Source organism: Vibrio qinghaiensis, assembly GCF_002257545.1.
Lineage (GTDB): Bacteria > Pseudomonadota > Gammaproteobacteria > Enterobacterales > Vibrionaceae > Vibrio > Vibrio ordalii.
In genome coordinates, this window is sequence record NZ_CP022741.1 from 2,253,609 (window position 1) to 2,280,534 (window position 26,926).

Annotated in this window: 20 protein-coding genes; 5 read left to right on the forward strand and 15 right to left on the reverse strand. The window is 43.4% G+C overall.

Features of this window, described 5'->3' with window-relative positions:
* The first annotated feature begins 4 nt into the window (after window positions 1-4).
* From CCZ37_RS10420 to CCZ37_RS10430, 3 genes are all read left to right on the forward strand, one after another.
* Window positions 5-958 (forward strand): cobalamin biosynthesis family protein, encoded by a 954-nt coding sequence (locus CCZ37_RS10420; protein ID WP_094500477.1) that lies wholly within the window; start codon window positions 5-7, stop codon window positions 956-958.
* Window positions 959-1,783, forward strand: coding sequence for a vitamin B12 ABC transporter substrate-binding protein BtuF (btuF, locus tag CCZ37_RS10425; RefSeq protein WP_094500478.1), 825 nt, complete (start codon window positions 959-961; stop codon window positions 1,781-1,783). It begins immediately after the preceding gene.
* Between the two features lie 74 nt (window positions 1,784-1,857).
* Complete coding sequence (locus tag CCZ37_RS10430) at window positions 1,858-2,478, forward strand: TRIC cation channel family protein (protein ID WP_029627214.1); 621 nt, start codon at window positions 1,858-1,860, stop codon at window positions 2,476-2,478.
* 31 nt (window positions 2,479-2,509) lie between these two features.
* Here CCZ37_RS10430 and CCZ37_RS10435 read toward each other — a convergent pair whose 3' ends face one another.
* The 5 genes from CCZ37_RS10435 to CCZ37_RS10455 all read right to left on the reverse strand — a co-directional run bounded on the left by CCZ37_RS10435 (window position 2,510) and on the right by CCZ37_RS10455 (window position 9,857).
* Window positions 2,510-3,295 (reverse strand): TSUP family transporter, encoded by a 786-nt coding sequence (locus CCZ37_RS10435; protein ID WP_010320296.1) that lies wholly within the window; start codon window positions 3,293-3,295, stop codon window positions 2,510-2,512.
* A gap of 329 nt (window positions 3,296-3,624) precedes the next feature.
* The gene (locus tag CCZ37_RS10440) at window positions 3,625-5,787 is read right to left on the reverse strand and encodes a hypothetical protein (RefSeq protein ID WP_094500479.1); all 2,163 of its coding nucleotides are present in this window, start codon (window positions 5,785-5,787) and stop codon (window positions 3,625-3,627) included.
* Between the two features lie 793 nt (window positions 5,788-6,580).
* Window positions 6,581-7,249, reverse strand: a complete 669-nt coding sequence (gene ptuB / locus CCZ37_RS10445) for a retron Ec78 anti-phage system effector HNH endonuclease PtuB (RefSeq protein WP_094500480.1) — start codon at window positions 7,247-7,249, stop codon at window positions 6,581-6,583.
* Between the two features lie 3 nt (window positions 7,250-7,252).
* Window positions 7,253-8,941 (reverse strand): retron Ec78 anti-phage system effector ATPase PtuA, encoded by a 1,689-nt coding sequence (gene ptuA / locus CCZ37_RS10450; protein ID WP_094500481.1) that lies wholly within the window; start codon window positions 8,939-8,941, stop codon window positions 7,253-7,255.
* Entirely contained in the window at window positions 8,934-9,857 is a 924-nt protein-coding gene (locus CCZ37_RS10455) for a retron St85 family RNA-directed DNA polymerase (RefSeq protein WP_094500482.1), read from the reverse strand. Before CCZ37_RS10455 ends, ptuA begins: the two co-directional genes overlap by 8 nt.
* A 662-nt stretch (window positions 9,858-10,519) precedes the next feature.
* Between CCZ37_RS10455 and CCZ37_RS10460 the strand changes: the two genes are divergently transcribed.
* Window positions 10,520-11,008: a hypothetical protein gene (locus tag CCZ37_RS10460; protein WP_094500836.1), complete on the forward strand. Its 489-nt coding sequence runs from the start codon at window positions 10,520-10,522 to the stop codon at window positions 11,006-11,008.
* A 114-nt stretch (window positions 11,009-11,122) separates the two neighbouring features.
* Here the strand turns inward: CCZ37_RS10460 and carB are convergent, their stop codons facing one another.
* The 5 genes from carB to secA all read right to left on the reverse strand — a co-directional run bounded on the left by carB (window position 11,123) and on the right by secA (window position 20,135).
* Complete coding sequence (carB, locus tag CCZ37_RS10465) at window positions 11,123-14,353, reverse strand: carbamoyl-phosphate synthase large subunit (RefSeq protein WP_010317985.1); 3,231 nt, start codon at window positions 14,351-14,353, stop codon at window positions 11,123-11,125.
* 16 nt (window positions 14,354-14,369) lie between these two features.
* Window positions 14,370-15,509, reverse strand: coding sequence for a glutamine-hydrolyzing carbamoyl-phosphate synthase small subunit (gene carA / locus CCZ37_RS10470; RefSeq protein WP_094500483.1), 1,140 nt, complete (start codon window positions 15,507-15,509; stop codon window positions 14,370-14,372).
* A gap of 482 nt (window positions 15,510-15,991) precedes the next feature.
* Entirely contained in the window at window positions 15,992-16,816 is an 825-nt protein-coding gene (dapB, locus tag CCZ37_RS10475) for a 4-hydroxy-tetrahydrodipicolinate reductase (protein ID WP_208613914.1), read from the reverse strand.
* An 89-nt stretch (window positions 16,817-16,905) separates the two neighbouring features.
* Window positions 16,906-17,304, reverse strand: coding sequence for an 8-oxo-dGTP diphosphatase MutT (gene mutT, locus CCZ37_RS10480; RefSeq protein WP_010317990.1), 399 nt, complete (start codon window positions 17,302-17,304; stop codon window positions 16,906-16,908).
* Between the two features lie 104 nt (window positions 17,305-17,408).
* Window positions 17,409-20,135, reverse strand: coding sequence for a preprotein translocase subunit SecA (gene secA / locus CCZ37_RS10485; RefSeq protein ID WP_094500485.1), 2,727 nt, complete (start codon window positions 20,133-20,135; stop codon window positions 17,409-17,411).
* A 324-nt stretch (window positions 20,136-20,459) separates the two neighbouring features.
* On the opposite strand from secA, the gene CCZ37_RS10490 reads away from it, so the two are divergent.
* Window positions 20,460-20,915, forward strand: coding sequence for a DUF721 domain-containing protein (locus CCZ37_RS10490; RefSeq protein ID WP_010317992.1), 456 nt, complete (start codon window positions 20,460-20,462; stop codon window positions 20,913-20,915).
* Window positions 20,916-20,985: 70 nt separating this feature from the next.
* Here CCZ37_RS10490 and lpxC read toward each other — a convergent pair whose 3' ends face one another.
* The 5 genes from lpxC to murC form a co-directional block, all read right to left on the reverse strand.
* A complete protein-coding gene (lpxC, locus tag CCZ37_RS10495) occupies window positions 20,986-21,903 on the reverse strand; it encodes a UDP-3-O-acyl-N-acetylglucosamine deacetylase (RefSeq protein WP_010317993.1) in 918 nt (305 codons plus the stop codon).
* Between the two features lie 97 nt (window positions 21,904-22,000).
* On the reverse strand, window positions 22,001-23,218 hold the full coding sequence (gene ftsZ, locus CCZ37_RS10500; RefSeq protein WP_017042647.1) for a cell division protein FtsZ: 1,218 nt from the start codon (window positions 23,216-23,218) through the stop codon (window positions 22,001-22,003).
* 30 nt (window positions 23,219-23,248) lie between these two features.
* Complete coding sequence (ftsA, locus tag CCZ37_RS10505; RefSeq protein ID WP_010317995.1) at window positions 23,249-24,511, reverse strand: cell division protein FtsA; 1,263 nt, start codon at window positions 24,509-24,511, stop codon at window positions 23,249-23,251.
* Window positions 24,504-25,277: a cell division protein FtsQ/DivIB gene (locus CCZ37_RS10510; protein WP_010317996.1), complete on the reverse strand. Its 774-nt coding sequence runs from the start codon at window positions 25,275-25,277 to the stop codon at window positions 24,504-24,506. The genes ftsA and CCZ37_RS10510 overlap by 8 nt, the downstream gene beginning before the upstream one ends.
* A 188-nt stretch (window positions 25,278-25,465) precedes the next feature.
* On the reverse strand, window positions 25,466-26,926 hold the full coding sequence (murC, locus tag CCZ37_RS10515) for a UDP-N-acetylmuramate--L-alanine ligase (protein WP_094500486.1): 1,461 nt from the start codon (window positions 26,924-26,926) through the stop codon (window positions 25,466-25,468).

Here is a 26,926-nt window from a genome sequence, read left to right on the forward strand (position 1 = left end):
CAACATGGACGAGTTAATCACCTACTTGTATGGCAACGGTACGCTCCTCGTGATGTGGGGAGCGGTTGCCTTTCATCTTATTTTACCCATCCCGCGTAACGCTCATCCCGTCACTTTGTGGCGAAAATTTGCGGAAATATTAGCGGATAAAGTCAATACCAGTAGCAGTTATTCACAAAGCCTACTTTCCGGCTCACTGGCTTGGCTATTGATGTGCCTACCCGCATGGGTCACCTTAGTCGCGTTAAAACCTTTGGTATGGCAACCTCAACTATTTGATTTAGCGCTACTATTACTCGCATTTGATTGGCGTAGCCAAGAGTTATTAGCCAATCAGCTTATCGATGCACTCAGCAAAGAAGACAAAAAATACGCTCGCAGCGTACTTGCCCCTTTTGTCAATCGTGAAACCGATAGCTTGTCAGCGCTGGGGTTAGGTAAGGCGGGGGCTGAAACCCTCATTATTGGCTATGGGCGCAACGTGATCGCGGTGTTATTTTGGTACGCCTGTCTTGGCGGTATTGGCGCGCTGATGTACCGTCTGATCGCTGAACTCGCCAGAGCTTGGGCGCCTTCGCGAGCGGCGTTTCATCCTTTTGGTATTCCATCGGTACGCTTGCTGGCTGTGCTTGACTTTGTGCCGCTGCGCCTATTTAGCCTATTGATTATCATTGGTCGCAACGCATCAAACACCTTCTCAGCCATGTTACAACAAAGCCGCTTATGGCCACTCCCGGGGCCTGCATGGCTGTTAACCGCCGTCGGCAATAAACTATCACTGGCCTTAGGTGGCCCAGCTATCTACGGTGATAAAAAAGCCCTACGCGTAAAAATAGGCGGACGTATCGCCCCATCAGCCTTCCACCTTGCGCAAATCCAAAAACTGTTAGCTTGGCGTATTTTCGCGTGGATAGCATTAGAGAGCGTGATACTGCTGCTCGTTCACCAAGGATTTTAGATGCGTTTACTGTTTCTCAATGTTGTCGTCACGCTGTGCGTGGCTTTTCCGGTTCAAGCGCAAGTTAAACGCATCATCAGCTTAGCACCTCATGCCACGGAATTAGCTTTTGCGGCTGGCCTTGGTGATAAATTGGTGGCCGTCAGCGAGCACAGTGACTACCCGGCACAAGCACTCAAACTCGAAAAAGTGGCCAATTACCAAGGGTTGAATATAGAACGCATTCTTACCCTGAAACCGGATTTAGTGATTGCTTGGCCCGCGGGCAATCCGGCGAAGGAGCTCGATAAATTAAAGCAGTTAGGGCTGAGGATTTATACGACAAAAACTCAAAAACTCGATGACATTGCCAATAATATTGAAGCACTTAGCCAATTTGCCGATGATCCAAGCATCGGCCAGCAAGCGGCGCGTGATTTTCGTCAATCACTCATCACTCTGAAACAGAGTTATGGCAGCCAAAGTAAAGTTCGTTATTTCTATCAACTCAGTGAAAAACCGATCATCACACTGGCCAAAGGCAGTTGGCCCAGTGAGGTCTTTGAATTTTGTGGCGGCGAAAATATTTTTGCCAACAGCGCATCCCCCTACCCTCAAGTTGGGATTGAGCAAGTGCTACTGGCTAAACCTGATGTAATTTTCACCTCAGAACATGCGATAGAAAATGGCACTATGTGGCAAAAGTGGCAACAGCAACTACCCGCTGTACAAAACGGGTTTGTGTGGGCACTGACCTCAGATTGGTTAAATCGACCAACGCCCAGAACACGGCAAGCGATAGAAGAAGTGTGTGAGTACTTTTCCGTCGTTCGCCAAAAACGCTAACGCTTGCGTAATAAAATCTCGTACAATTCCCGCCCGAATTTCATTCCATTAACGACTAAAGAGAACCCAGTAACATGGACTCCATGCTGCTCTATTTTATTGACTTATTTGGTACGGCTATCTTTGCCATTTCTGGTGTTTTATTAGCTGGTCGATTAAAAATGGACCCGTTTGGCGTGGTCGTGCTTGCGAGCGTTACTGCAATTGGCGGTGGAACAATTCGTGATATGGCATTGGGTGCAACGCCAGTTTTCTGGATAAAAGACACCACTTATCTTTGGGTCATTTTCATCACTTGTTTACTCACCATGCTGCTGGTTCGCAGGCCTAAACGCGTTGCTTGGTGGATCTTACCCGTTTGTGATGCAATCGGTTTAGCGGTATTTGTTGGCATTGGTGTTGAAAAGGCGATGAACTATCAAGACTCGGCCATGGTTGCGGTAATCATGGGCGTTATCACTGGCTGTGGCGGCGGTATTATTCGCGATGTACTGGCCCGTGAAATTCCAATGGTGCTGCGCAGCGAAGTCTATGCTACAGCTTGTATCATCGGCGGTCTGTTTCATACCACAGCACTGGCGATGGGCTACGATAGCTCAAGCGCCTTTCTGGCTGGAGTGGCCTCAACCTTAATCATTCGACTTGGCGCGATCCGCTGGCACTTATCACTGCCCACTTTTGCACTGAATAAATAACGCCGCTTAAGCGCCAGCCGTTATCGCAGCGCTAGTGGGCAAGCATGGATAACAGCGCTGCATGGTGTTGCTCCCAAAGCAGTTTTAGCGCCATCAACATCGACATGGTGATCACCAAAGGACGAATCCAACGCTGACCGTTACTGATCACCACTTTTGCCCCCATGCGTGCACCGATAAACCCACCCACGGCCATGGTTAAACCTATCTGCCAAATCGGTAAACCGGCAATTAAGAAAAACGTCAGCGCCGCAATATTAGAGGTAAAATTCAGCACCTTAGTCCGCGCGGTCGCCTCGACCAATCCAAAATGGCCTAAAGCGACAAAACAGACCGTAAAGATCGAACCTGTACCGGGGCCAAAAAAGCCATCATAAAAACCGATGCCAAAGCCGACCGTAAAAGCAAACGCGGTTTCAGACAAAGGCGCGGGGCCACTGTGAGTTTTGGTTGTAGGCGCAAGTAGAAAATAAAGCGAGATGCCGATCAGTAGTAGCGGGATAAGGCTGGTCAACAAAGAGGCATCAATATACTGCACCGCTTCTGCACCTAGTGCAGCGCCGACAAAAGTACAGGCAATCGCGAGTCGCATCGCTTTTAAGCTCACAACGCCCTTGCGCACAAAATAGAGGGTGGCCGAAAAGCTACCAAAGGAGCTTTGCAGTTTATTGGTAGCCAGTGCTTGAGTCGGTGGTACGCCTACTGCTAACAAAGCCGGCAAAGTAAGCAAACCGCCACCGCCGGCCATCGCATCAATAAATCCTGCAATCCCTGCAACCAAAAACAACAGGCTTAATACTTCCAGTGAAAGTTCCATTTCTTATCAACGTATTGAACAATAAAAACCAACAATAACACCACTTAAAAGGTGGCAACAGCAAAAGCCAAGACCAATCCTTTACCACAGGGTAATGAAATTTGATCATTGCCAAACACGTTTTGGGAAACCCCTCTCCCTTCGAGGGAGGATGGAAGGGTGGTCACTTGGAGTTTACTGCTTATTGTGAATATCGAGCTAACACGTTTGTGGACACAAATGTTCCAGCGCTTTTTCTAAATTAGCAAAACATGAATAACCACATGTATGGCAAAGTCACTTAACTCAGCGTCCAGTCTAGATGGTGCAGTTAATGGGCATATGCTCTCTTATTTCAGACTACTCACATCGTTGTATAGATCGACTAGATGAATTAGCGATAGATCTAAAATTGGTTCATACATAAATGAATTCAAGTGGATATTAGAACAAACCGTCACACTGACTTTTTTTAACGTAGAAAGATATGGTGACTCTGGAAATTGAGGTTCATAATCTTTACTTAGCAGTTTCCCATATGAAAATTGGGAACTCCAGTATTCATCACCCTTAACAGTTCTTAGTTCTTCTGTTATGAATTTCTCTGCTTTAACTCGTATTGCAATCGATAAAAGCACTTTATCTTGAAGATTTACACCTTCATGATTAGTTTGCTTAGCGATATTGTCAGCAGTATCGAAAAGTATTTCAAGCATACGAGTATAGCTATTCTTTGGTTTGTGTTCGGTTGAAAACAACTGATTGTATACTTCGAAATATTGACCAACCGTTATTTCGGCAGTTCCTTGCTTCCAGTGCAATAACTTCGTTAAGAGTCTATAGCCATCATCATCGGTCCCTTTAGTAAATTCAATTAGGTTACGAGCAAATGGTACACAAGAATAAAGGATCGAATTGCTACTGGTGACTTTTCCTTTCCATAACCCAACAAAGATATTTCGTACACCTTCCGATTTAACAAGCTCTAAGCAACTTTCAGATTTATTAACCATTAGGCATCGTTTATCGTGAACAAAAGATTGCAATAGAGAACGGTAGAAGTCGAAGTTGTGAGTCAAAATGAGTTGATGAAAGAAGTCTGTTTTAGTTAAGTCATCGAGGTACTGCAAAATCGCATGTTTGTTCTTATAGTCGAAAGAGTCTGCCACATCATCAATTATGAAGATTGTTTCGATAGACTCCCTTTTTCTATATTCGACATCAAATATAAAGCTAAGTAAGTAAAGAGCGCGTCGTTCACCTTGACTAAGAGACGAAATCTCATGACGTTGGCACTCTAGGCGGTCTTCCTTGTCTGTAAAAATGAATTTTAATACGGCTTTTGACTTGCCTAGTATTGCGTCTGCCTGATTGAACAAGCCCAATTTGAAAGGCATATCTACAAAGCGAGAGTTAAAAAGATCTATTGCATCTAACCATTGAGGTGCTTCTTTCGCAGCTTCTTCCTCTAGCGTTTGAATTTGTTCTTTGTTTGACTCCCAACATGATAAAAACAGTTCTACTTCAGGGCAGTTTTGTATATACATGCGCCAAAGCTCTTGTTTAAACCAATCGCGTTTACCCGGATTTAAGTTAGTGATTAGGGTTTCCGCATCGCTAGAACTAGATGACTCAAGTAATGTTTGGATTGCTAACGATTGTGCGTTCTTGGCTAATTTGGTCTTTAGTGTGCTCAGTTTTTTGTCAGAATCGATTTCAACATTTATTTTCTTGATCTTGTCTTTGAAATCATCAAGGCCAATATCTTCTACATCACCATTAATTTTTATAGTGTGCCCAGCATCGAAAAATGCGTTTTTTTCCAATGCATCACAACTAGCGTTAGCCTGATTAGGGTTAAAAACACCCTTCAGGTACAAGCCACCACTGGATTTGAAGACATCATCATAGCGTTCAAGAAATTCTCTCGCCTTTAAAACGAATTCTGGACTATCAAGGACTTCAACTGCCTTTGGGTGAAACACGTCACTATAGAAAACTCTATCAGATGAAAATGTAGCTTTAGTCGCTTTCGCTTTATTAAGTGAATCTATGAATGACTTAGCTGGGAAATCTTTTTGGATAGTCGACTCAATATCCGCTTTTTTTACCTTCGAAAGTTTTTGAAGTTTCGAAAGCATTTTAGATTTCGCGTCTTCTAAGTCTTTGACAAGGGAGTCATATTTTTCCTTACTATCCCTATTGATTAGTAGATTAGTAACAGATTCGTCATCAGAGTCCAGATGTATATTTGAGTTAAGAACATAGATCGATTTAGGGTCTATAGGGGCGTCTTTAAACTGAATATCGGCAGTGGAGGGACGTTGAAACCTTTCTTCTTGTGGCTGTTTGTTTTGTCTTATCGCATCAAAAGTTTTTGTAAATGAGGTTTTCATTAAGCCGTTAGGGGCATATATAGCGAAAGCTTGGTTGCCTCCTCCGGAGAATTTGAAGTCATACTCTAATTCAGGAATGCCATAACAGTTTTTCAACTTAACATTTAACTCAGCCATTTAGTTTCCTTAATTATCATTAAATCAATAACATATTGAATAGTATGATATGCAATATGGTTATTAAAGGATAATTTAGCAAATTTGGTAAGTAGGCCTATTAGTTGCGTAGGAATTAACGCTGTAATACATCGCGATGATTCACAACAAACAACATTGTAAATATGGATAACTTTTGATGGGGCAAACGGACATTAGCAGGATATGAATGAGTTCGAACTCTAGCCAATAATGGGGCAAAACTGTTTTAGCAAACCCCATAGATCATCATAAATGACATACTCCCAACGCTCACAAAACTAATTCCCTCCCCTTCAAGGGGAGGGTTAGGGTGGGGTGAACCCCCTCCTAGCCTCCCCCTAAAAGGGGGAGGAACAGAACCGTTATGAGCTTCTACTTTAAAGCATTAAATGGCATAAAACTAAGTTGTATTAATTAACCGCACCCCTCAACTGAGCCAACCCATCCAGTCTCCTGCCCTACCTGTACGCAATTCTTATTAAGGGAAATTGCGCCACTCTCTTTTTATTTGTATAATAAATGTGTTTGGTTAACCTATCAAACCTAACTATGATTAGGCGCCTTTTACGATCTGAGTTGTTTAACTAAATGGCAATATCGACAGCTTACAAAAAACAAAGGTTATCGTCGTGTAGATATCTATAATGACCAATTTCTCCCATTAGATGTAGATGAAATTTCGAATTTACATTCAATAATCCATTCTTTAGCTTATCTTTGGTCAAATAGAATAGTGAGTTGATATCTTTAATCAACTCACTGAATTAATTGCCTATAGCCAGATTACGGCTTGTTTTATTGCTGTTCTATGTGATGCGAACTTTGCTTCTTGTTCTATATTTCTGTATTCAATCATGGCTAAAGCTATAGTTTCCTCATCTCCAGTGTCGATGAAGCTTAGAGCTGTGGTTACTTTTGATTGAAATCGAGTTATTTGTTGCTCTCGCGAGCGGACTAATGATGGGGCGTCAAGGTTTAACGCCTTAATTGTTTCACTCGCTTTTTTTTCAGAGATAGTATCTAAGCCATTTTTGCTCTCAATTTTACCACTAGGTAAGAACTGTAAGTAATCTTCTGGATCTTCAGTGTCAGGTTTTATTAATAAGCTCGTGTTATAGGTTCGCCTAACTCCTCCAGGAAGCTTTTCATCTTTGTAATGGCCACAATGAAGTCTTGAAGCGCAACATCCAAATAAGTTGCTCCAATCAAAGGTTAGATGAACATGAGTGCTTTTGTCGAAAAAATGCTCGATATGACCTGTATGAGTTCCTTTTTCGGCTTTAGACTCACAATAAACGCAGAGCTTATCTTGGAATTTCTCTAGCTCTTTCCACACACTTTTCTTTCTAGATTTGGTCATATTCTTCCAAGTGTGTGTCGTGTAACATATACTATTGAGAAATATGGGCTTTTCCGCCAAGTTGCGATCTAACTGCTTCACTTATTAACCCTCTTTTCTCTTGAGGTTAATCCTTTCCTTCATTTCGAATACGTCTAATTTGCTCTGGCAATCTCGAATGACAGGGTGGTCGGAACCAAAATGTTGTTCAAGCTCTTTAAGTAGCTCCGTTGCTTTATCTTTCTGATTATCTAACAAAAATCCTGAAAACTTATCAACTTTACGAGCTTCCTCTACATCTGGAATTGAATTTGTCCCCATTATTTCAGCGAGGATATCAGAACTTCTAACCCCTTTCGTTTGAAACCTAGGTGGTGGGCAATGGACATTACCATTCTCATCTGTAATAAAGTGCCTAATTGAAGATTTATCGACAGTCGATAGAACTTGTGGGCTATGCGTTGTAACTATAAATTGAATGTTTGGGAATGTGGTTACTAATACATTGGCTATATTTTGTTGCCACTTAGGGTGTAAGTGAAGTTCAATCTCATCGATTAGTACTATTCCTTGGCCATGTAAAGGGTTCTCCATATTAGGATTCAACGTAACTAATTTCCTCGCGATATCAGCAATCATTGATATAAAGACATGCTGACCTTGTGAAGTTTGAAATATATTAATATCCCTCCCGTCCACAGTTACTTTTAATTCGGCCCTCCCTGTGTCAGGATTTTTTTTAATAAAAATATCTGTAAAGTCAGGTACTGTTGAAAGTATTGCACTTTTTACAAAGTAAAGGTTCTTTATGTGAGATTTACGACTGTCATAATCATTTTGGAGATGTTCATACTCTTCTTTAGCGGTAGTGTATAATTCAAAAATCTCACTAGTATCTTTATCTGCTCCTACAGCTTTCAGTGCATCAAGTCGTTTTTTTGCATTGCGTAAGCGAACGCTTAAATCTTCGCCTGAGAGATTGTGTAGAGCTAAAAACCATTCAGAAAACTCATCAAAGTTACCAGTGCCATCAATTGATTTATTCTCATAAGCATCATACTTTGAGCCTATTTTAACTGAGGTGATTTTTTCTAAGTCAAAGGTTTTATTAGACTTAATATTGGTTCTATTCACTGAATAGCTAACAATAAGTGGTAGGTTAATCTCACTTTTATTATTTGTGCGATTGTAATTATCTATTACTCTATATAGTCCACCTAATTCTTCGAACGCCTCTAGTTCACTTTTTTTAGCTTCTTTAGCACCTTTGGCTGTTTTGTATAAAGATACTGAATACTGACTGTTTTTATTTAGGCTTGTCTGTAAGGTAACTTCAGTAAAGCTCATTGAATCAATATTTACATCATAATCTGTAACACGAAGGCCAACGCCCCCTTTCTTGAGAATGTTTGCACTAAGCCAACTTAAAGATTTTGTTATCCCGTCAATAATGGTCGTTTTACCTGCACCATTATCACCAATAATAACAGTTAAGTTTTTATTCAGCTTTACTTTGAGTGTTTTGAACTTTCTAAAGTCTGATAAAGTTAAGCGAGAAACATGAAGTCTGTTATTTTTTTCATTCTCATTAAGTAACTGTCTGCAATCTAGTAAATATGCATGAGCTATTTTGGGGTTCTTATCTAGGATGCAAACTATATCGCCATCAGAATTTTTTTCGAAGACGCCATTGTCATACATCTCATAAAGCTTAAATCCAGATGAAATAGATCCTGCCTTAAAGCTTCTTTCAAGTAACGCAATTTCATTGTTTATCTTAGCTTCTCTACTCATTTGGGACCTCAAAAATACGTTCTATTATTTCTTTTGAGTACTTTATTATAAGAGACTCATGAAAACTTGGTTCAATATGACGAGCGTAAGCCATCAACCCTTTTAAGTGCATTACTTCGTGGTTATTTAGCAGATCAAGAGAGAATTGATGAATTTTATGTTTTATATATCTTTTCTTACTACGGCCTAAAGATATTTCCCCACTGTTAGTAATGGTAATTCCAGTTACGTGACGATTATGTGCCTTGGACGAAAAAATAGTTTTACCTTTATTTAATCTTAAATTTCCGTTAAAGCATTTTGACAAAATATTTTCTACACTTTCTGGAATTTTGAAAAGTATATCTTTCTCATTGGTAGAGAAGGTTAAATCATCGGCATAGCGAGTGTACTTTATTCCCAAATTTTGACACTGGTCTTGTAATATTTGATCGAATATAAGCATACAAAAATTGGATACTGAAGGTGAGCTAGGGGCTCCCACGCTTAAGACGAGCTTATCTTCTAGATTCCAAAAAAGCAGCTTTTCAATCCATTGTTGATTATCTTTAGTTGGCAGCTCTGCACCTGTTAATTCCCATGTGTGCCAAAAGATATTCGGAGTAATGCTGTTGAAGAAGTTTTCGAGATCTAGCTTGAGCAAGTATGCTTGGTTTTTATGTGCAATGGCATTGTTTTTGATACTTAAGCCTTCTCTATAGGCCATAGCGCAGTTGTGAGTGGGGAGGTTACAAAACCTAAGAAATGCTCTCTGGCATTCTTTTAATTCTTTTGATGGTTGGGCTATTTGTCTAAAACCGTGAGTTCGTTTAGGGATATAGTAAATTTTATATCTAATTGGAGCTATGAAGAGAATATCTTCTATCACGTACTCAGGTTTCTTTAAGGTTTGTGCTAACAGGCTAATGATACTCATAGTTTTCCGTTAAAAAGCTCAAGGTGTGGTAAAGCACCTTGAGCTTAACTCTTTACTAAAGAGTGCGAGGTGTACGCATCCTAAAGGAGGAACGAGTTTAGGATGCGTACACCTCGCATTTAAACCTGTTCAATAAATTTGAGTCTGGCTAATCACCCGACTAGACGAATTACGTCTTACACTAAAGAGTCTTCCAATGTTACTCCACTAACTGGCAAACCTCAACATTCCCTAAGCATTTGAGTCGGTTTGTTGTGGATTAGTAAATTTGGTCACTTAGTTAGATTAGAAAAAGTAAGTCAGATGAAGCTTTGGTGAAGTATGTGTTGAGTCAGTCGAAACAAGGAAAGGGGCAAAACTGTTTTAGCAAACCCCATCGATCATCATAAATGACATACTCCCAACGCTCACAAAACTCATTCCCTCCCCTAAAAGGGGGAGGAACAGAAGCATTAAATGGCATAAAACTAAGTTGTATTAATTAACCGCAACCCCTCAACTGAGCCAACCCATCCAGTCTCCTGCCCTACCTGTACGCAATTCTTATTAAGGGAAATTGCGCCACTCTCTTTTTATTTGTATAACAAATGTGTTTGGTTAACCTATCAAACCTAACTATGATGCATGGCGATTTTTCACAGCATAACGACAGAGAAACATTAATGAACAAAAAGAGCATCACCGCTTTGGTAGGGATAGGCCTTTTATCGATAGGCTTACTTTATCTATTTTGGGGACGTGAGTTTATCGCCCAAGACCGCTGTTTAGATGCGGGAGGTGCCTACCAGCAAGCAACGCAAAGTTGTGATCACAGCATGGATGATATCGCCTACGATGCCTTCGATGGCGTGATCTACCGTGGAGCGTTGGATGGCAAATCCGTCACCTTGGAGATCATTGGTCACGGAGATGGCTATCGGATGTCTGTTGATGGGCTGGTGACGCTTGGGGAACTCAATACAGAACGTGGCTTTGAGCAGGATGATAATGCCGCACTATTTATCCTAAATTGGCGCAAGCCAGAAGTAGAGCAGATAAAATTTGTCAAGCTATCCAATGATCATCAGCGTTTAGTTTTGGTCGATGTTGGTGGAAGCCTCGATACTAGAGCGATACTTTCTGCACCAGAAACCACCGCTACCCCGCGTTAAACTCCCCCCCCTCAAATAACATGAAATAAGAAAATAAAAAAAGCCCGCTTAATTCAGCGGGCAATGAGGTTGTCATGTAGGTCTTAGACCTACTGATTTATTATTTTTTAACGCTTATGCTAAGTGTGCTTTCACTTGCGCGTGTAACTCTTGCACTGACGTAACTGATGACTTCGCATCGGCCGTATGAGACATACAGGTTGCAAAAGCAGCATTCAGTGTTGTGGTGTAGTTCACTTTTTGTGCTAATGCACCACGACGAAGAACTTTAGAATCTTCAATCGCTTGACGCCCTTCGGCCGTATTAATGATGTAGGTGTATTCATTATTCTTAATACGGTCAAGAATATGAGGGCGACCTTCATGCACTTTATTCACCAAACGTGGGTTAATACCGGCTTCACCTAAAATTACGGCGGTACCGTGGGTAGCATCAAGCTGATAACCTAATTTCACCAGTTTCGACGCTAAATCAACCACACGCTGTTTATCACCTTCACGTACAGAGAGCAGAGCTCGGCCGCCTTCAGGATAAACATTACCGCAACCTAATTCCGCTTTTGCATAAGCTTCAGCAAACGTTGCACCCACACCCATCACTTCACCCGTTGAACGCATTTCAGGGCCAAGCAGTGGGTCAACACCAGGGAATTTATTAAATGGCAGAACCACTTCTTTCACTGAGTAGTAAGGAGGAATGATCTCTTTAGTAAAGCCTTGTGACTCTAGAGACTGCCCTGCCATCACGCGCGCGGCAATTTTGGCAAGCGGTGCGCCCGTTGCTTTTGACACAAACGGTACGGTACGAGCGGCACGAGGGTTAACTTCAATCAGGTAAACTTGATTATCTTTAACCGCAAACTGCGTGTTCATCAAACCGCGAACACCCAATTCAAACGCCAGCTTCTCAACTTGTTCACGCATCACATCTTGGATTTCTTGGCTTAACGTGTAAGCCGGTAGAGAGCAAGCTGAGTCACCAGAGTGAACACCCGCTTGTTCGATGTGCTCCATGATGCCACCAATGACGACACGCTCACCATCACAAATCGCATCGATATCGACTTCAATTGCATCATCAAGGAAACGATCAAGCAGTACTGGTGATTCGTTAGACACACTGACCGCTTCGTTAAAGTAACGACGCAGATCTTGTTCGTCATAGACGATTTCCATCGCACGGCCACCAAGAACGTAAGACGGGCGTACCACCAGCGGGAAGCCGATGTCTTTCGATTTTTCAATCGCCTGTTCCATCGTAGTCACTGTTGCGTTTTCTGGCTGCAGCAGACCTAAACGCTCAACCGCTTGCTGGAAACGCTCACGATCTTCGGCGCGGTCAATCGCATCTGGGCTAGTACCAATGATAGGCACTCCAGCGGCTTCAAGTGCACGAGCCAATTTCAGTGGTGTTTGACCACCGTATTGCACGATGACGCCTTTAGGTTTTTCAACACGAACAATCGCCAATACATCTTCGAGTGTCACTGGTTCAAAATAGAGGCGATCGGAAGTGTCATAATCTGTTGAAACCGTTTCAGGGTTACAGTTAACCATGATGGTTTCATAACCATCTTCGCGTAGCGCGAGTGAGGCATGAACACAACAGTAATCAAACTCGATACCTTGACCAATACGGTTTGGACCACCGCCGAGCACCATGATTTTGTCTCTATCGGTCGGTTGTGCTTCACATTCGTCATCATAAGAGGAGTACATGTAAGCCGTATCAGACGAAAACTCCGCCGCGCAAGTATCGACACGCTTGTAAACCGGATGAATATTATATTGGTCACGCATACGACGAATTTCACTTTCAGCCACGCCAAGCAGTGAAGAGAGACGCGCATCCGCAAAACCTTTGCGCTTCATCTTGCGTAGAACATCTGCATTTAAGCCAGCAAAACCGCCCGCTTTGACTTCTTGTTCCATTTTGACCAGTTCTTCGATTTGTACCAAGAACCAGCGATCAACGTTAGTCAGGTTGAAGACCCCATCCACAGACAAACCAGCGCGGAAAGCATCTGCGATATACCAAATACGCTCAGCACCCGCTTCTTTCAGCTCATGGCGAATTTTAGTCAGTGCATCTGGTGCGTCTAAATCAACCATTTCGTCTAGGCCGTTTACGCCAATTTCCAGCCCACGCAGTGCTTTTTGCAGCGATTCTTGTTGGTTACGACCAATCGCCATCACTTCGCCCACCGACTTCATTTGCGTGGTTAAGCGATCGTTAGCACCGGCAAATTTTTCGAAGTTAAAGCGAGGGATTTTCGTCACAACATAATCAATAGTTGGTTCAAACGACGCTGGGGTTGCACCACCAGTAATGTCGTTCATTAACTCATCCAGTGTGAAACCTACCGCCAATTTGGCTGCAACTTTGGCAATAGGGAAACCCGTCGCTTTAGATGCAAGAGCCGAAGAGCGAGAAACACGTGGGTTCATCTCGATGATCACCATGCGGCCATCTTTCGGGTTGATACCAAACTGTACGTTCGAACCCCCCGTTTCTACACCGATTTCACGCAGTACGGCTAGCGATGCGTTACGCATGATCTGATATTCTTTGTCAGTTAGCGTTTGCGCAGGAGCTACCGTAATCGAGTCACCCGTGTGAATGCCCATTGGGTCAAAGTTTTCAATCGCACAGACTATGATGCAGTTGTCCGCTTTATCGCGAACCACTTCCATTTCGTACTCTTTCCAACCGATGAGTGATTCATCAATCAACAGCTCGTTGGTTGGCGAAAGATCAAGGCCACGGCGGCAGATCTCTTCAAACTCTTCTTTGTTGTAAGCGATACCGCCGCCGGTTCCACCCATGGTAAATGAAGGGCGAATAATGCAAGGGAAACCCACCATCTCTTGAACGCGGTAAGCTTCTTCCATCGTTTTTGCCGTATCAGCGCGAGGACAAGCTAAGCCGATTGACTTCATCGCTTTATCAAAGCGAGAACGATCTTCCGCTTTATCAATCGCATCAGCCGTTGCGCCAATCATCTCAACGCCAAACTCAGCCAGAACACCATGCTTTTCCAGTTCAAGTGCACAGTTCAATGCGGTTTGGCCACCCATGGTCGGTAATACCGCATCTGGGCGCTCTTTTTCGATGATTTTACGCACAACTTCCCAATGGATAGGCTCAATATAAGTCGCATCGGCCATCTCTGGGTCAGTCATGATAGTGGCAGGGTTCGAGTTGACCAAAATCACTCGGTAACCCTCTTCACGCAGGGCTTTACATGCTTGAGCGCCAGAGTAGTCAAACTCACAAGCCTGACCGATTACAATCGGGCCAGCACCTAGAATTAGAATACTTTTAATGTCAGTACGTTTTGGCATTGTCTACTACTCCGAATTACGCTGTGTGCTTTTTAATTAGTTCAATAAAATGGTCAAACAAAGGGGCGGCATCGTGCGGGCCAGGGCTAGCTTCAGGGTGTCCCTGAAAGCTAAAGGCTGGCTTATCGGTGCGGTGAATTCCTTGTAGTGAACCATCAAAGAGCGATTTGTGCGTTGCACGAAGTGTGACTGGCAGCGTTGCTTCATCAGCAGCAAAACCGTGGTTTTGTGCCGTAATCATCACCACATTACGATCCAAATCTTTCACTGGATGGTTCGCGCCGTGGTGGCCAAATTTCATTTTTACTGTTTTCGCACCAGATGCTAATGCCAAAATTTGATGTCCTAAACAGATGCCAAAAATAGGCAGTCCTTTCTCTAAGAACACTTTGGTTGCTTCAATCGCATAAGTACATGGTTCTGGGTCGCCAGGGCCATTTGATAAAAAGACACCATCAGGTTTCAGCGCTAGAACTTCTTCAGCCGAGGTTTGTGCTGGTACCACAGTTAGGCGGCATCCTCGGTCAACCAACATACGGAGGATATTGCGCTTTGCACCGAAATCGTAGGCAACAACGTGATAGGGCAACTCGTTGTCATCTTTCGCTTCAGGAAGTCCACCTTCAAGCGTCCACGAGCCTTGTTTCCATTGGTACGCTTCTTTTGTTGTAACTTCTTTCGCAAGATCCATTCCTTTTAAACCGGGGAACTCTTTGGCTTTTACCAGCGCCAATGCTTCATCTAAATGGTCACCTGCCATAATACAGCCATTCTGAGCTCCTTTTTCACGCAAAATGCGCGTTAGCTTGCGCGTATCGATATCGGCAATGCCCACGATATTTTGTGATTTAAGGTAGTCAGAAAGGGAAAGTTGATTACGGAAGTTAGAAGCGATAAGAGGGAGATCGCGAATCACAAGGCCTTGTGCATGGATAGAAGAGGATTCTTCGTCTTCGGAATTGGTTCCGGTATTGCCTATGTGGGGGTAAGTAAGAGTAACGATTTGTTGAGAATAGGAAGGATCAGTGAGGATTTCTTGGTACCCCGTCATCGAGGTATTAAAGACGACTTCACCAACGGATATTCCATCAGCGCCAATGGATACACCGTGGAACACCGTCCCATCTTCTAGGACTAACAGTGCTGACTTACTCAAGACAACCTCCAGAATAAAAATGCAAAAAATATAAATTAAACTGCAAATTCGTCTTCCTTAAGGCTACAAAATAGCGCCATAGGGGGATTTAGACAAATTGGCGGTATTCTAATGACCACCATGATTACTGTCAACATTTCATAATAAATTAAAGCAACATTTAGAGCATTAGAGATTAAAAGCGAATCTAAGGCAGCAAAAAGATATGTTTATTGATTAAAAAGAGGAGAATGGAGGAATTATCATGAGCAAAGTGAGATCCCTTGATTCATTTTAGGCAATCAACGGCAAACAAAATCACGCAAACGTTAATCAAGCAGAGAACAAGATGAATTTTAGGCATCTAAAACAAAAATGGAGGACCAACCCACCAAAAGACAACAAAAGTAAGCCGATAAATTGAAAATAATGAGAGATAATTAAATCAGAAAAAAGAGAGGCAACAAGGATGCGCCAGTAAATACTGACGCATAATTATGTAATTAAAGATCGTTCAAGCCTAACACATCAGCCATGCTATAAAAACCGGCAGGTTTATCAGCAAGCCAAACCGCCGCTCTCACTGCACCGTTGGCAAAAGTCATGCGATCCGTCGCTTTATGGGTAATTTCTACACGTTCGCCAATATCCGCGAACATCGCGGTATGCTCACCCACGATATCGCCAGCACGAATCGTAGCAAAACCAATCTCATTTTTAGTACGTTCACCGGTAATACCTTCTCGCGCATAGACGGCAACGTCACTCAGTTGGTTACCCATAGCATTAGCTATCGCCTCTCCCATGCCAATTGCGGTTCCTGACGGAGCATCCACTTTATGACGATGGTGGGCTTCAATGATCTCGATATCACAGTAATCGCCCATCACTCTAGCCGCTTTTTCAAGCAGCTTGAAAACAAGGTTAACCCCAACGCTGTAGTTAGGAGCCATGACAATCGCAACCTGTTGTGCGGCAGCATTGATTTGTGCTTTTTCAGCATCAGAAAAGCCAGTAGTGCCAATCACTAGCTTCTTACCGTGTTTTTTGCATAACTCAATATTGGCTAAGGTGCTCACTGGCGCCGTAAAATCGATAATGACGTCGAAGTTCTCTACGGCATTTTCTAGGTTATCCACCAAGGCGATATCAAATCGCCCTTCACCGCATAACTCACCGATATCAACACCAACCAACGAGGACTCAGGACGCTCTGAGCCCGCACCCACTCGAGCATGGTTATTTTGATAAGTGGCTTTCACCAAATTGCGGCCCATTCGACCCGCCGCTCCTGCAATCGCAATTCTCACCATTGCGTTATTCTCCATTGTGACGACATCAGCTTAAGCTTGCATCGTTTCTCTTCATTCAAGGTGTTTCTGTAAACTATCAATATTTGCTTGTGGTGGCTAGCGACTTAGGCAAACTCTTTCATGACGCGCTCAACGATAGGCGTATTGGCTTCAGGAAATGAATAGTTTGCCAACTCAGAAACCGCTACCCATTCTCCTTGCTGCCCTTCTTTACCATACGGCTGATGATCAAATTGTGTCACGCAAATAAAATCAAAAGTTAAGGACTTGTCTGAATAGTCAAACTCAAGGTATTGGTAAGGAGATTGCTCAGTAATATGAATACCAATCTCTTCATCGAGCTCGCGGCAAATGGCTTGTTCAATCGTTTCGCCCGCTTCAACTTTGCCGCCAGGGAACTCCCAAAAACCGCCTTTGTGAAGATGATCTGGTCGTTTGGTAATGTAAATTTCTGATTTATCGCTATTAAAAATAATAGCCGCAACAATATGAACGCGTTTCATAAAGACTCCGATTCGGCGACTTCCCAACCTAGAAAATAAAGATGAGAAATATTGAGTTAAAAAAAGAGTCGCCTAAGCGACTCTTGGAGTGATCATTCAAGGGATCAGTTGATCTGTCCGTGGCACTGTTTGTACTTTTTACCGCTACCACAAGGGCAAGGCTCATTACGACCGACTTTACGCTCTTCACGAACCATAGGCTGGTGCCCTTCATCTTCAGAAGCTTCATCTGCAACCGAACTGTCGGCACTTTGGTGCTGGAACTGTTGGCGACGCGCGGCTTCTTCCGCCTGCGCTTGACGCTGTGCTTCCATACGTTCAACTTCTTCTTGCTGTTGTACGCGTACCTTAGACAAGATGGTAATTACATCAGTTTTCAAAGAATCCAGTAGCTCTTCAAACAGCTCAAACGACTCACGCTTGTACTCTTGTTTTGGGTTTTTCTGCGCGTAGCCACGTAGGTGAATACCTTGGCGCAAGTGATCCATCGCCGCTAGATGCTCTTTCCACAAGGTATCCAGAGTTTGTAGCATGACTGATTTTTCAAAGTTACGCAGAACCGAAGCCCCGACCGTTTCCTCTTTTTCACGATATACGCTAACCGCTTGTTCAAGAATACGTTCGCGCAGCGCTTCTTCGTACAATTTATCATCAGCATCTAACCATTGCTGTAATGGCAGCTCTAAATCAAAATCGTTTTTCAAACGATTTTCCAACCCTTTAACATCCCACATATCTTCGAGCGATTGTGGCGGAATGTATTCATCAATAACGGAAGTCAAAACATCTTGACGATTCTGCTCAATCATTTCGCTGATATCGTCTGCTTCCATGAGCTCATCACGCAGCTCATAAACTACTTTACGTTGATCGTTAGCCACATCATCGTATTCAAGAAGCTGTTTACGAATATCAAAGTTACGTCCTTCGACTTTACGTTGCGCTTTTTCGATCGAGCGAGAAAGCATCTTACTTTCGATCGCTTCACCTTCATCCATACCACTTTGGATAAGGCTTGCCATACGATCTGAGGTAAAGATACGCAGCAGTGAATCTTCCATCGATAGATAGAAACGTGAAGAACCCGCATCCCCTTGACGACCAGAACGACCCCGTAACTGGTTATCGATACGACGAGATTCGTGGCGTTCAGTACCAATAATGTGCAGACCACCAGCGGCTAACACTTGGTTATGAACCTCTTTCCACTTCGCTTTGATCTCATCGATCTGCTCTTGTGTTGGATTCTCTAGCTGCTCAATTTGTGCCTGCCAGCTACCGCCCAATACGATATCTGTACCACGACCTGCCATGTTAGTCGCAATCGTAACGGCCCCTGGAGTACCAGCTTGCGCTACAATTTCAGCTTCTTTTTCATGGAATTTCGCGTTAAGTACGTTATGTTTCACTTTAGCTTCTTTTAACGCATTAGAAAGCAATTCAGATTTCTCAATCGAAACCGTACCAACTAGCGTGGGCTGCCCTTTCGCAACACGCGCTTTGATATCTTCAATGATCGCTGCAAATTTTTCAGCTTCAGTGCGATACACCACATCTGGCATATCGTTACGAACCATAGGTCTATTGGTTGGAACTACCACGGTTTCCAAACCATAAATCGATTGGAATTCAAACGCCTCAGTATCGGCAGTGCCCGTCATACCAGAAAGTTTTTCGTATAAACGGAAATAGTTTTGGAAGGTGATCGACGCAAGAGTCTGGTTCTCGTTTTGGATTTTAACACCTTCTTTCGCCTCGACAGCTTGGTGTAAACCTTCAGACCAACGGCGACCAGGCATGGTACGGCCAGTGTGCTCATCAACGATGACCACTTCACTCTCTTCTGTCACGATGTAATCGACATTTTTCTCAAATAGCACGTGCGCACGCAATGCGGCATTGACATGGTGTAGCAAACTAATGTTGGCTGGTGAATAAAGAGTATCGCCCTCTTCCATCAAACCATTTTTCACCATCAACTCTTCAACAAACTCTTGGCCCGTTTCAGTCAAATGAACTTGTTTTGATTTTTCATCAACCGTGTAGTGACCATCACCACGATACTCTTCAGAGTCTTCTTTATCTTGCTTTTGCAGAAGTGGAATGAGGGTATTAATGCGGATGTACAACTCAGAACTATCTTCGGCAGGGCCTGAGATGATCAGTGGCGTTCGCGCCTCATCAATAAGAATTGAGTCCACTTCATCGACTACGGCAAAGAAACGTTCACGCTGTACTCGATCTTCTTTACGGAAAGCCATGTTGTCGCGTAAGTAATCAAAACCAAACTCGTTATTGGTCCCGTAAAGAATGTCCGCTTGATAAGAAAGTTTTTTCTCTTGTGGTGGCATATTCGGTACGTTAATGCCGACCGTCATGCCTAAAAATTCAAACAGTGGGCGGTTTGTTTCTGCGTCACGCTTAGCAAGATAATCGTTGACAGTAACAATGTGCACGCCTTTGCCAGGCAAGGCGTTGAGATACGCAGGCAAAGTCGCGGTTAACGTTTTACCTTCACCAGTGCGCATTTCTGCGATTTGACCCGCGTTGAGAACCATACCGCCGATCAACTGTACGTCGAAGTGACGCATACCATATACGCGCTTGGACGCTTCACGCACGGTGGCAAATGCTTCAGGAAGTAATTGGTCTAAGGTTTCACCTTGCTCTAAACGTTGACGAAACTCAACCGTTTTGGCTTTTAATTCTTCATCAGTTAGCGCTTCAAAAGTAGGCTCGTAGCTGTTGATCTCTTTGACAATTTTTTTAAGGCGGCGCAGCGTTCTGTCATTGCGACTGCCAATAACCTTTGTCAGTAGCTTAGTTATCATGTGTCAGGAATCTCTCTTTATTAGATCGTTTTCGATCTACTCTTAATGCCGTCAGTCTCTACCAGTTTTGAACTAAGGATACTGAGATAAATCATGTATCACAGATATTGTGACGGTGAGGTTTATTTTCAAGGTATTAAATAATTATGTAACGCATAGTGTAAGGAATTTTTGCAGCAACAACCAATAGCAAAACTGTTTGTTTGAAGCACACTTAATATTTTTACGCTTTTTGAGCACTGTTTAAGCAATAAAATCGATTTATTACTATACGCATCCTAGGCACCACAATAGAATTGAATGGCAACTTAAGAGGGAGACTCCATGCGCGATCACCGTCCCACGTTAACCAAAGAGCTGATCAGCGATTCATCTCTAAAGAAAATACAGCAACATGCCACCGAGATCCTCGCTTTAAATAAAGTGCTCAATAAGTTGCTTCCCAAAGGAACGGCCGATCATGTCCGAGCCGCTAACATTCGCGGCGGTCACTTAATCGTTGAAGTGGCCAGTGCATCGATAAAAATGAAGCTTGATTATGACCGATTACACATTTTGAATCAGTTACGCAACCAAGGATTTGCCAAATTGATCAGCATTGAGCTCAAGATAAACCCAGCGCTCTATCGTAATCGTGGTATGAAAGAAGAAAAAGAAACGGTCGCTCGCCCACCACTATCTGAAAATACGGCGCAAGCATTATTGATGGTGGCGAGTAGCGCTTCCCCTAAAGTCAAAAAACGTTTGGAAAATTTGGCGAAATTGGCTAGGCCCAAATAAGCGTCATCGATGAATCAACTTAAATAAAAAGGCCAGACAATTGTCTGGCCTTTTTATTTAAACATTGCGCCTAAGCGAGAACCATATTCGGTTCAGCAAACGCTACTGGAGAGCCAACTTCTTCTTCAAAAGTAGCCCATTCCCACGCCTCTTGGTCGGCTAAGACCGCACGCAGTAGCTGGTTATTTAAACCATGGCCTGATTTATAAGCACGGAACTCACCCACAATGGAATGACCACACATGTACAAGTCACCAATGGCATCCAATACTTTATGAGTGACAAACTCATTGGCAAAACGCAAACCTTCTTCATTAAGAATACGGTATTCATCTAATACGATGGCGCAATCAAAGCTGCCACCTAAACAGAGGTTTTGCGATTGTAGGTACTCAATGTCACGCATGAAACCAAAAGTACGAGCTCTTGAAATTTCCTTGACGAAACCTTGCGAGGAAAAATCAAACACCATGCGTTGCTCATCAGAATCGATAGCGGGATGTTGAAAATCAATCTCAAAATCCATACGAAAACCGTTATGAGGTACAAGTTCTGCCCACTTATCACCATCTTCAAATCGAACTGGTTTCTTAATTCGAATAAAACGTTTTGGTGTATTCAGCGTTTGAATACCTGCTTGTTGCAGCAAGTAAACAAAAGGACTAGCGCTACCATCCATAATCGGAATTTCGGGTGCGTCAACTTCGATGATAACGTTGTCGATTCCCATGCCCGCTAATGCTGCATTTAAGTGCTCAACGGTAGAGATACGAATACCTTCATCGTTGACCAAAGCAGTGCATAGCATGGTATCGCGAACAGATTCAGGATCCGCTGGGAAGTCTACTGGTGGATTGACATCAGTACGGCGGTAAATGATCCCCGTGTTTGCAGCAGCAGGGCGAAGCGTTAATGTGACTTTACGACCAGAGTGTAAGCCCACCCCAGTTGTTTTCACTATTTCTTTCAGAGTTCGTTGTCTGATCATCTACTTGCCTCTATGTCAGTGCGACAAAACACGGTCGGTAAAGCACCGACCGCGAATGCTACCATAATTTTGAACAGTGTCAAATTATGTCTAATTGTTAATCAGCCTGACGACGTAAAAATGCTGGGATATCAAGATATCCATTTTCCTTATCTGCTTTCGGTGCCGTATTTTGACTTGCACCGGAAGAAGATGAAACAGTTGACGACGATGCTGATTGCGGTTTCACTTCTGCTCTTTCCTGCAAAGGTTGTGCCGTTTTTTCTTCGATTTTCGCTGCTTGTTGAACCATTTGTGGCTGAACTGCTGGTGCGACTTTGGCTTTACCGCCTGCAACTAAAGTGATGTCTGGCTTTTTCTCATTACCAATACCCGTTGCAACGACAGTCACGCGAATTTCGTCTGCCATATCAGGATCTAACGAAGTACCGATGACAACTGTCGCATTGTCAGACGCAAACGCCTTAACAGTATTACCGACGGTTTCAAATTCGTCTAGTCGCATATCCAAACCAGCGGTAATATTGACCAACACGCCACGAGCGCCTGCAAGATCAATATCTTCCAAAAGAGGGCTAGAAATTGCCATCTCTGCCGCTTCTTCTGCACGATCTTCGCCGCGAGCCACTCCACTACCCATCATAGCGTGGCCCATTTCTGACATCACAGTACGTACGTCAGCAAAGTCCACGTTAATCATGCCTGGGCGTGTAATCAGTTCAGCAATACCTTGTACTGCATTTTTAAGCACGTCATTCGCGCTTGCAAAGGCTTCGAGCAAAGTAATACCACGACCTAATACTTTCAGTAGTTTTTCATTAGGAATGGTAATCAAAGAGTCAACGTGTTTTGACAACTCTTCAATGCCTTGTTCAGCAAATGCCAAACGTTTTTTTCCTTCAAAACTGAAAGGTTTCGTGACAACCGCTACGGTTAAGATACCCAGTTCTTTGGCAACTTCTGCAATAACAGGAGCTGCTCCAGTACCTGTACCACCGCCCATACCAGCTGCGATAAATACCATATCGGCACCCATCAGAACTTCTTTAATTCTTTCTCTGTCTTCTAGAGCTGCATCACGTCCAACTTGCGGGTTTGCACCAGCACCCAAACCTTTAGTGATATCACCACCAATTTGAATGACGCTACTTACGCTTGTTTTACGAAGTGCTTGCGCATCGGTATTGACACTGATGAATTCCACGCCTTCGATGGACTCACGCACCATGTGTTCAACAGCGTTACCGCCACCACCACCAACTCCAACGACTTTAATTACAGCATCGTCAGACATTTCCATCATCGGTTCAAACATGTGTTATCTCCGTTTTCCCTGCAACTCAGGTTAAAACTCTTTTTGTATCCAGTTACGCAAACGACCAATTAAGCTCGACATGGATTGGCGTTTCGGTTCGCTGTATTCCGTGTCGTCATTAATTTGGCTCTCTTTCGCATAATGAAGTAAACCAACCGCCGTAGAATGATACGGCTCTTTTACGTAATCTGTAAGGCCACTCACCTCTAAAGGCTTGCCTACGCGAACTTGATTGCGGAAAACGCGTTCCGCACACTCAACCAAACCTTCAATTTGCGCAGCGCCGCCAGTTAAAACAACACCAGCCGCTAAATGGTGTTTAATACCATTTTTGCGCAATTTGTCTTGGACAGTATCTATAGTTTGGTTAACTAATCCCATTAATTCAGTGTAGCGAGGTTCAATCACTTCCGACAAGGTTTGTCTTTGCAAACTTCGCGAAGGTCTTCCTCCTACACTTGGGACGTTAACGGTATCATCCTTGCTTACCAATTCACTCAGCGCACAGCCATATTTTACTTTAATCTCTTCAGCATCACTGACTGGTGTGCCAAATGCAAAAGCAATATCACTGGTTACTGCATTTCCCGCATAAGAAAACACTTCCGTATGCCGTAATGCACCACCAGTCCAGATAGCGACATCCATAGTGCCTGCGCCTATATCAATCACGCACACACCTAATTCTCGCTCATCTTCAGTGATAACCGCATTACTTGCCGCTAAGCCAGAGTAAACCAGTTGTTCAACTTTTAAACCACAGCGTTCTACCGCTTTGATAATATTTCTCGCCATATCATTATGACAAGAAATAAGATGCACGCTCACTTCCATGCGTACACCTGATAAACCAAGCGGGTTTTTAATTCCCTCTTGGTAATCAATCGTAAATTCTTGAGGAATGACGTGCAATATTCTTTGCTCTTCCCCAATCTTTATTGATTTGGCGGTATGAATCGCTCGATCCATATCCTCTTGAGAAACTTCTTCATCTGAAATAGTTCCCATGCCTTTTTCAATACGGCTCGCAATATGTCGCCCAGATAGAGAGAGAAACACATTACTAATTTGGCATTCCGCCATTAATTCTGCTTGGTCAACCGCTCTTTGGACAGACTTAACGACCGATTCAAGATCGTTAACTCCCCCTTTATCCATCCCACGGGATGGGCTGGTACCAGCGCCAATAATATTAATTTGACCGTCAGGCAGTATTTCGCCAACTAAAGCTGATACGGTAGCAGTGCCTATATCAAGACCAACAATAATGTTGTCATCAGCGGTCTTAGTCATTTTTACTCTCTTGTGCTTCTTGTTCAGGGAACCAACCTATTGCGGCTCCTGTATCATATCTAAGATCGATATAGCTCACTTGTTCAGTTTTATTGCCTAAATTCTTATACAGTGAAATAAAACGAGCCACTCGTTCATCTAGTGATTCTTTGCCTAACTCTAAGCGAATACCATTATCTAATATGATTTGCCACGCTCGGCGATCATTGAGTAACAGTGACGATATATTTAAGTTTAATAATTGAAACTTAGGGTTCGTTCTCTTCCAAACATTCAATACTTCTTGGCTAGTTCCTTGCGGGCCATAAAGTTTGACTCTTTCACCGTTCAATTGACCAATATCGCCATTAAATACTGTGCCATATCCATCTAACAAAGCGTTGCCATTCCAAATCGCGACTGCTCTATATTCTGTCAGAAACACTTTTATAGTGTCAGGCCACTGTTTACGAATCGATGCATGGGCTACCCACGGAATAGCCTGTACGCTCGACTGAAGTACATTAATATCTTGCGACATAAAAGTACCGATATGATCCAACTGAGCAAAAGCGCGCTGTACATCTAGCGAAGATACATATTGCAAATCACCTTGTAGTACAATCTTTGAAAGCGGTAGCCGCTGTTCGTCCCACATCCAACTGAGTGTTGAATAAACGAGTGAACTTATCAGCAGCAGCACTACAAACAAAAAAACAACACCAGAGGCGTGATTTTTTATGAGTGGCGAACGGGAAACAGCTCGGCTTTCATCGAACACATTCATTAACAAAGCCTGATGTTCCTGTTTTCAAATCGCAATCTCGTGCCCTATTTGGTTTGCAATAGAGGTAAAAGCACTAACTTTAACCTCCGGATTATACTGAGGTCGCTGAAAGTATCAAACATTGAAAGTAAGAAATCTGGACTGGATACCATGTTATTCAATATTGATACACAAATAAGCGCTCTAAATTAAATCTGTTGCATTTTATTGACATTCAATTCGAGAGCCGCTAGATGTTTCGCCACCTTGCCGATATCGCCGGCTCCTTGCGTCAACACAAGGTCACCCTCTTGTAATACATTAGCTAAAACTGAAGGTAGCATCGCACTGTCAGGAATAAAAATAGGATCAATTTTACCGCGACTGCGTATCGTTCGGCACAGCGATCGGCCATCGGCTCCCGCAATCGGCTTTTCTCCTGCTGCATAGACATCGAGCATGATCAGCACATCGACTTGCTCCAGAACATTGGCAAAATCATCATACAGATCACGAGTACGGCTATAACGATGGGGCTGGAAAATCATCACTAGCCGTTTTTCTTGCCAACCGCTACGCGCCGCCTTAATCGTCACTCCAACCTCGGTTGGGTGATGACCATAATCATCGACAAGCATGACAACACCATTGCCCGTGTCAAACTCACCAAGATGATCAAAACGACGTCCAGTGCCTTGGGTGCTCGCCATCGCTTTTAAAATCGCTTCATCGCAAATATCGTCTTCTGTAGCTACCGCAATAGCCGCGGAGGCATTAAGCGCATTATGACGACCTGGAATATTCAGCGTGATATCCAGATTGGCTCGTCCCTGTCTGACGACCGTAAACTGGCCTTGTTGCCCCTGCTGATGGTAATTCTCAATCCTGACATCGGCATCATCGGCAAAACCGTAGGTGATCACTTGACGGCTGATACGTGGAATGATTTCACGCACAACAGGATCATCAATACATAATATCGCCTGACCATAAAATGGCAGGTTGTGTAGGAAATCGATGAAGGTCTGTTTGAGCGTTTCAAAATCACCGCCATACGTATCCATGTGATCCGCTTCGATGTTGGTCACGATACTGACCATAGGCTGAAGATGAAGGAATGAAGCATCACTTTCGTCAGCTTCAGCAATCAAAATCCGACTTGAACCCAAACGCGCATTGGTGCCGGCGCTTTTGACTAACCCGCCATTAACAAACGTGGGATCTAAACCAGCCTCAGAATAAATTTGCGTAACCAATGCCGTAGTCGTTGTTTTACCATGCGTACCAGCCACCGCAATGCCATGACGAAAACGCATTAATTCCGCCAACATTTCTGCACGACGAACAATAGGAATGCGTCGCTCACGCGCCGCTTTCAGTTCAGGATTTAGCTCATCGATTGCAGTAGAGACTACCACCACGCTGGCGAGTTCAATATTAGTGGCTTGATGACCGATATAAATGATAGCCCCTTTATTTGCCAATCTTTCAGTCACAGGGTTGGAAGCGAGATCTGAGCCGGTAATTTGGTAGCCTTCATTGAGCAATACTTCTGCAATTCCGCTCATTCCCGCCCCACCAATACCGACAAAGTGAATACACTTGACGCGGCGCATCTCTGGCACCATGGCACGGATTTGAGCTAAATCTTGAGTATGTTTAATGGTCAT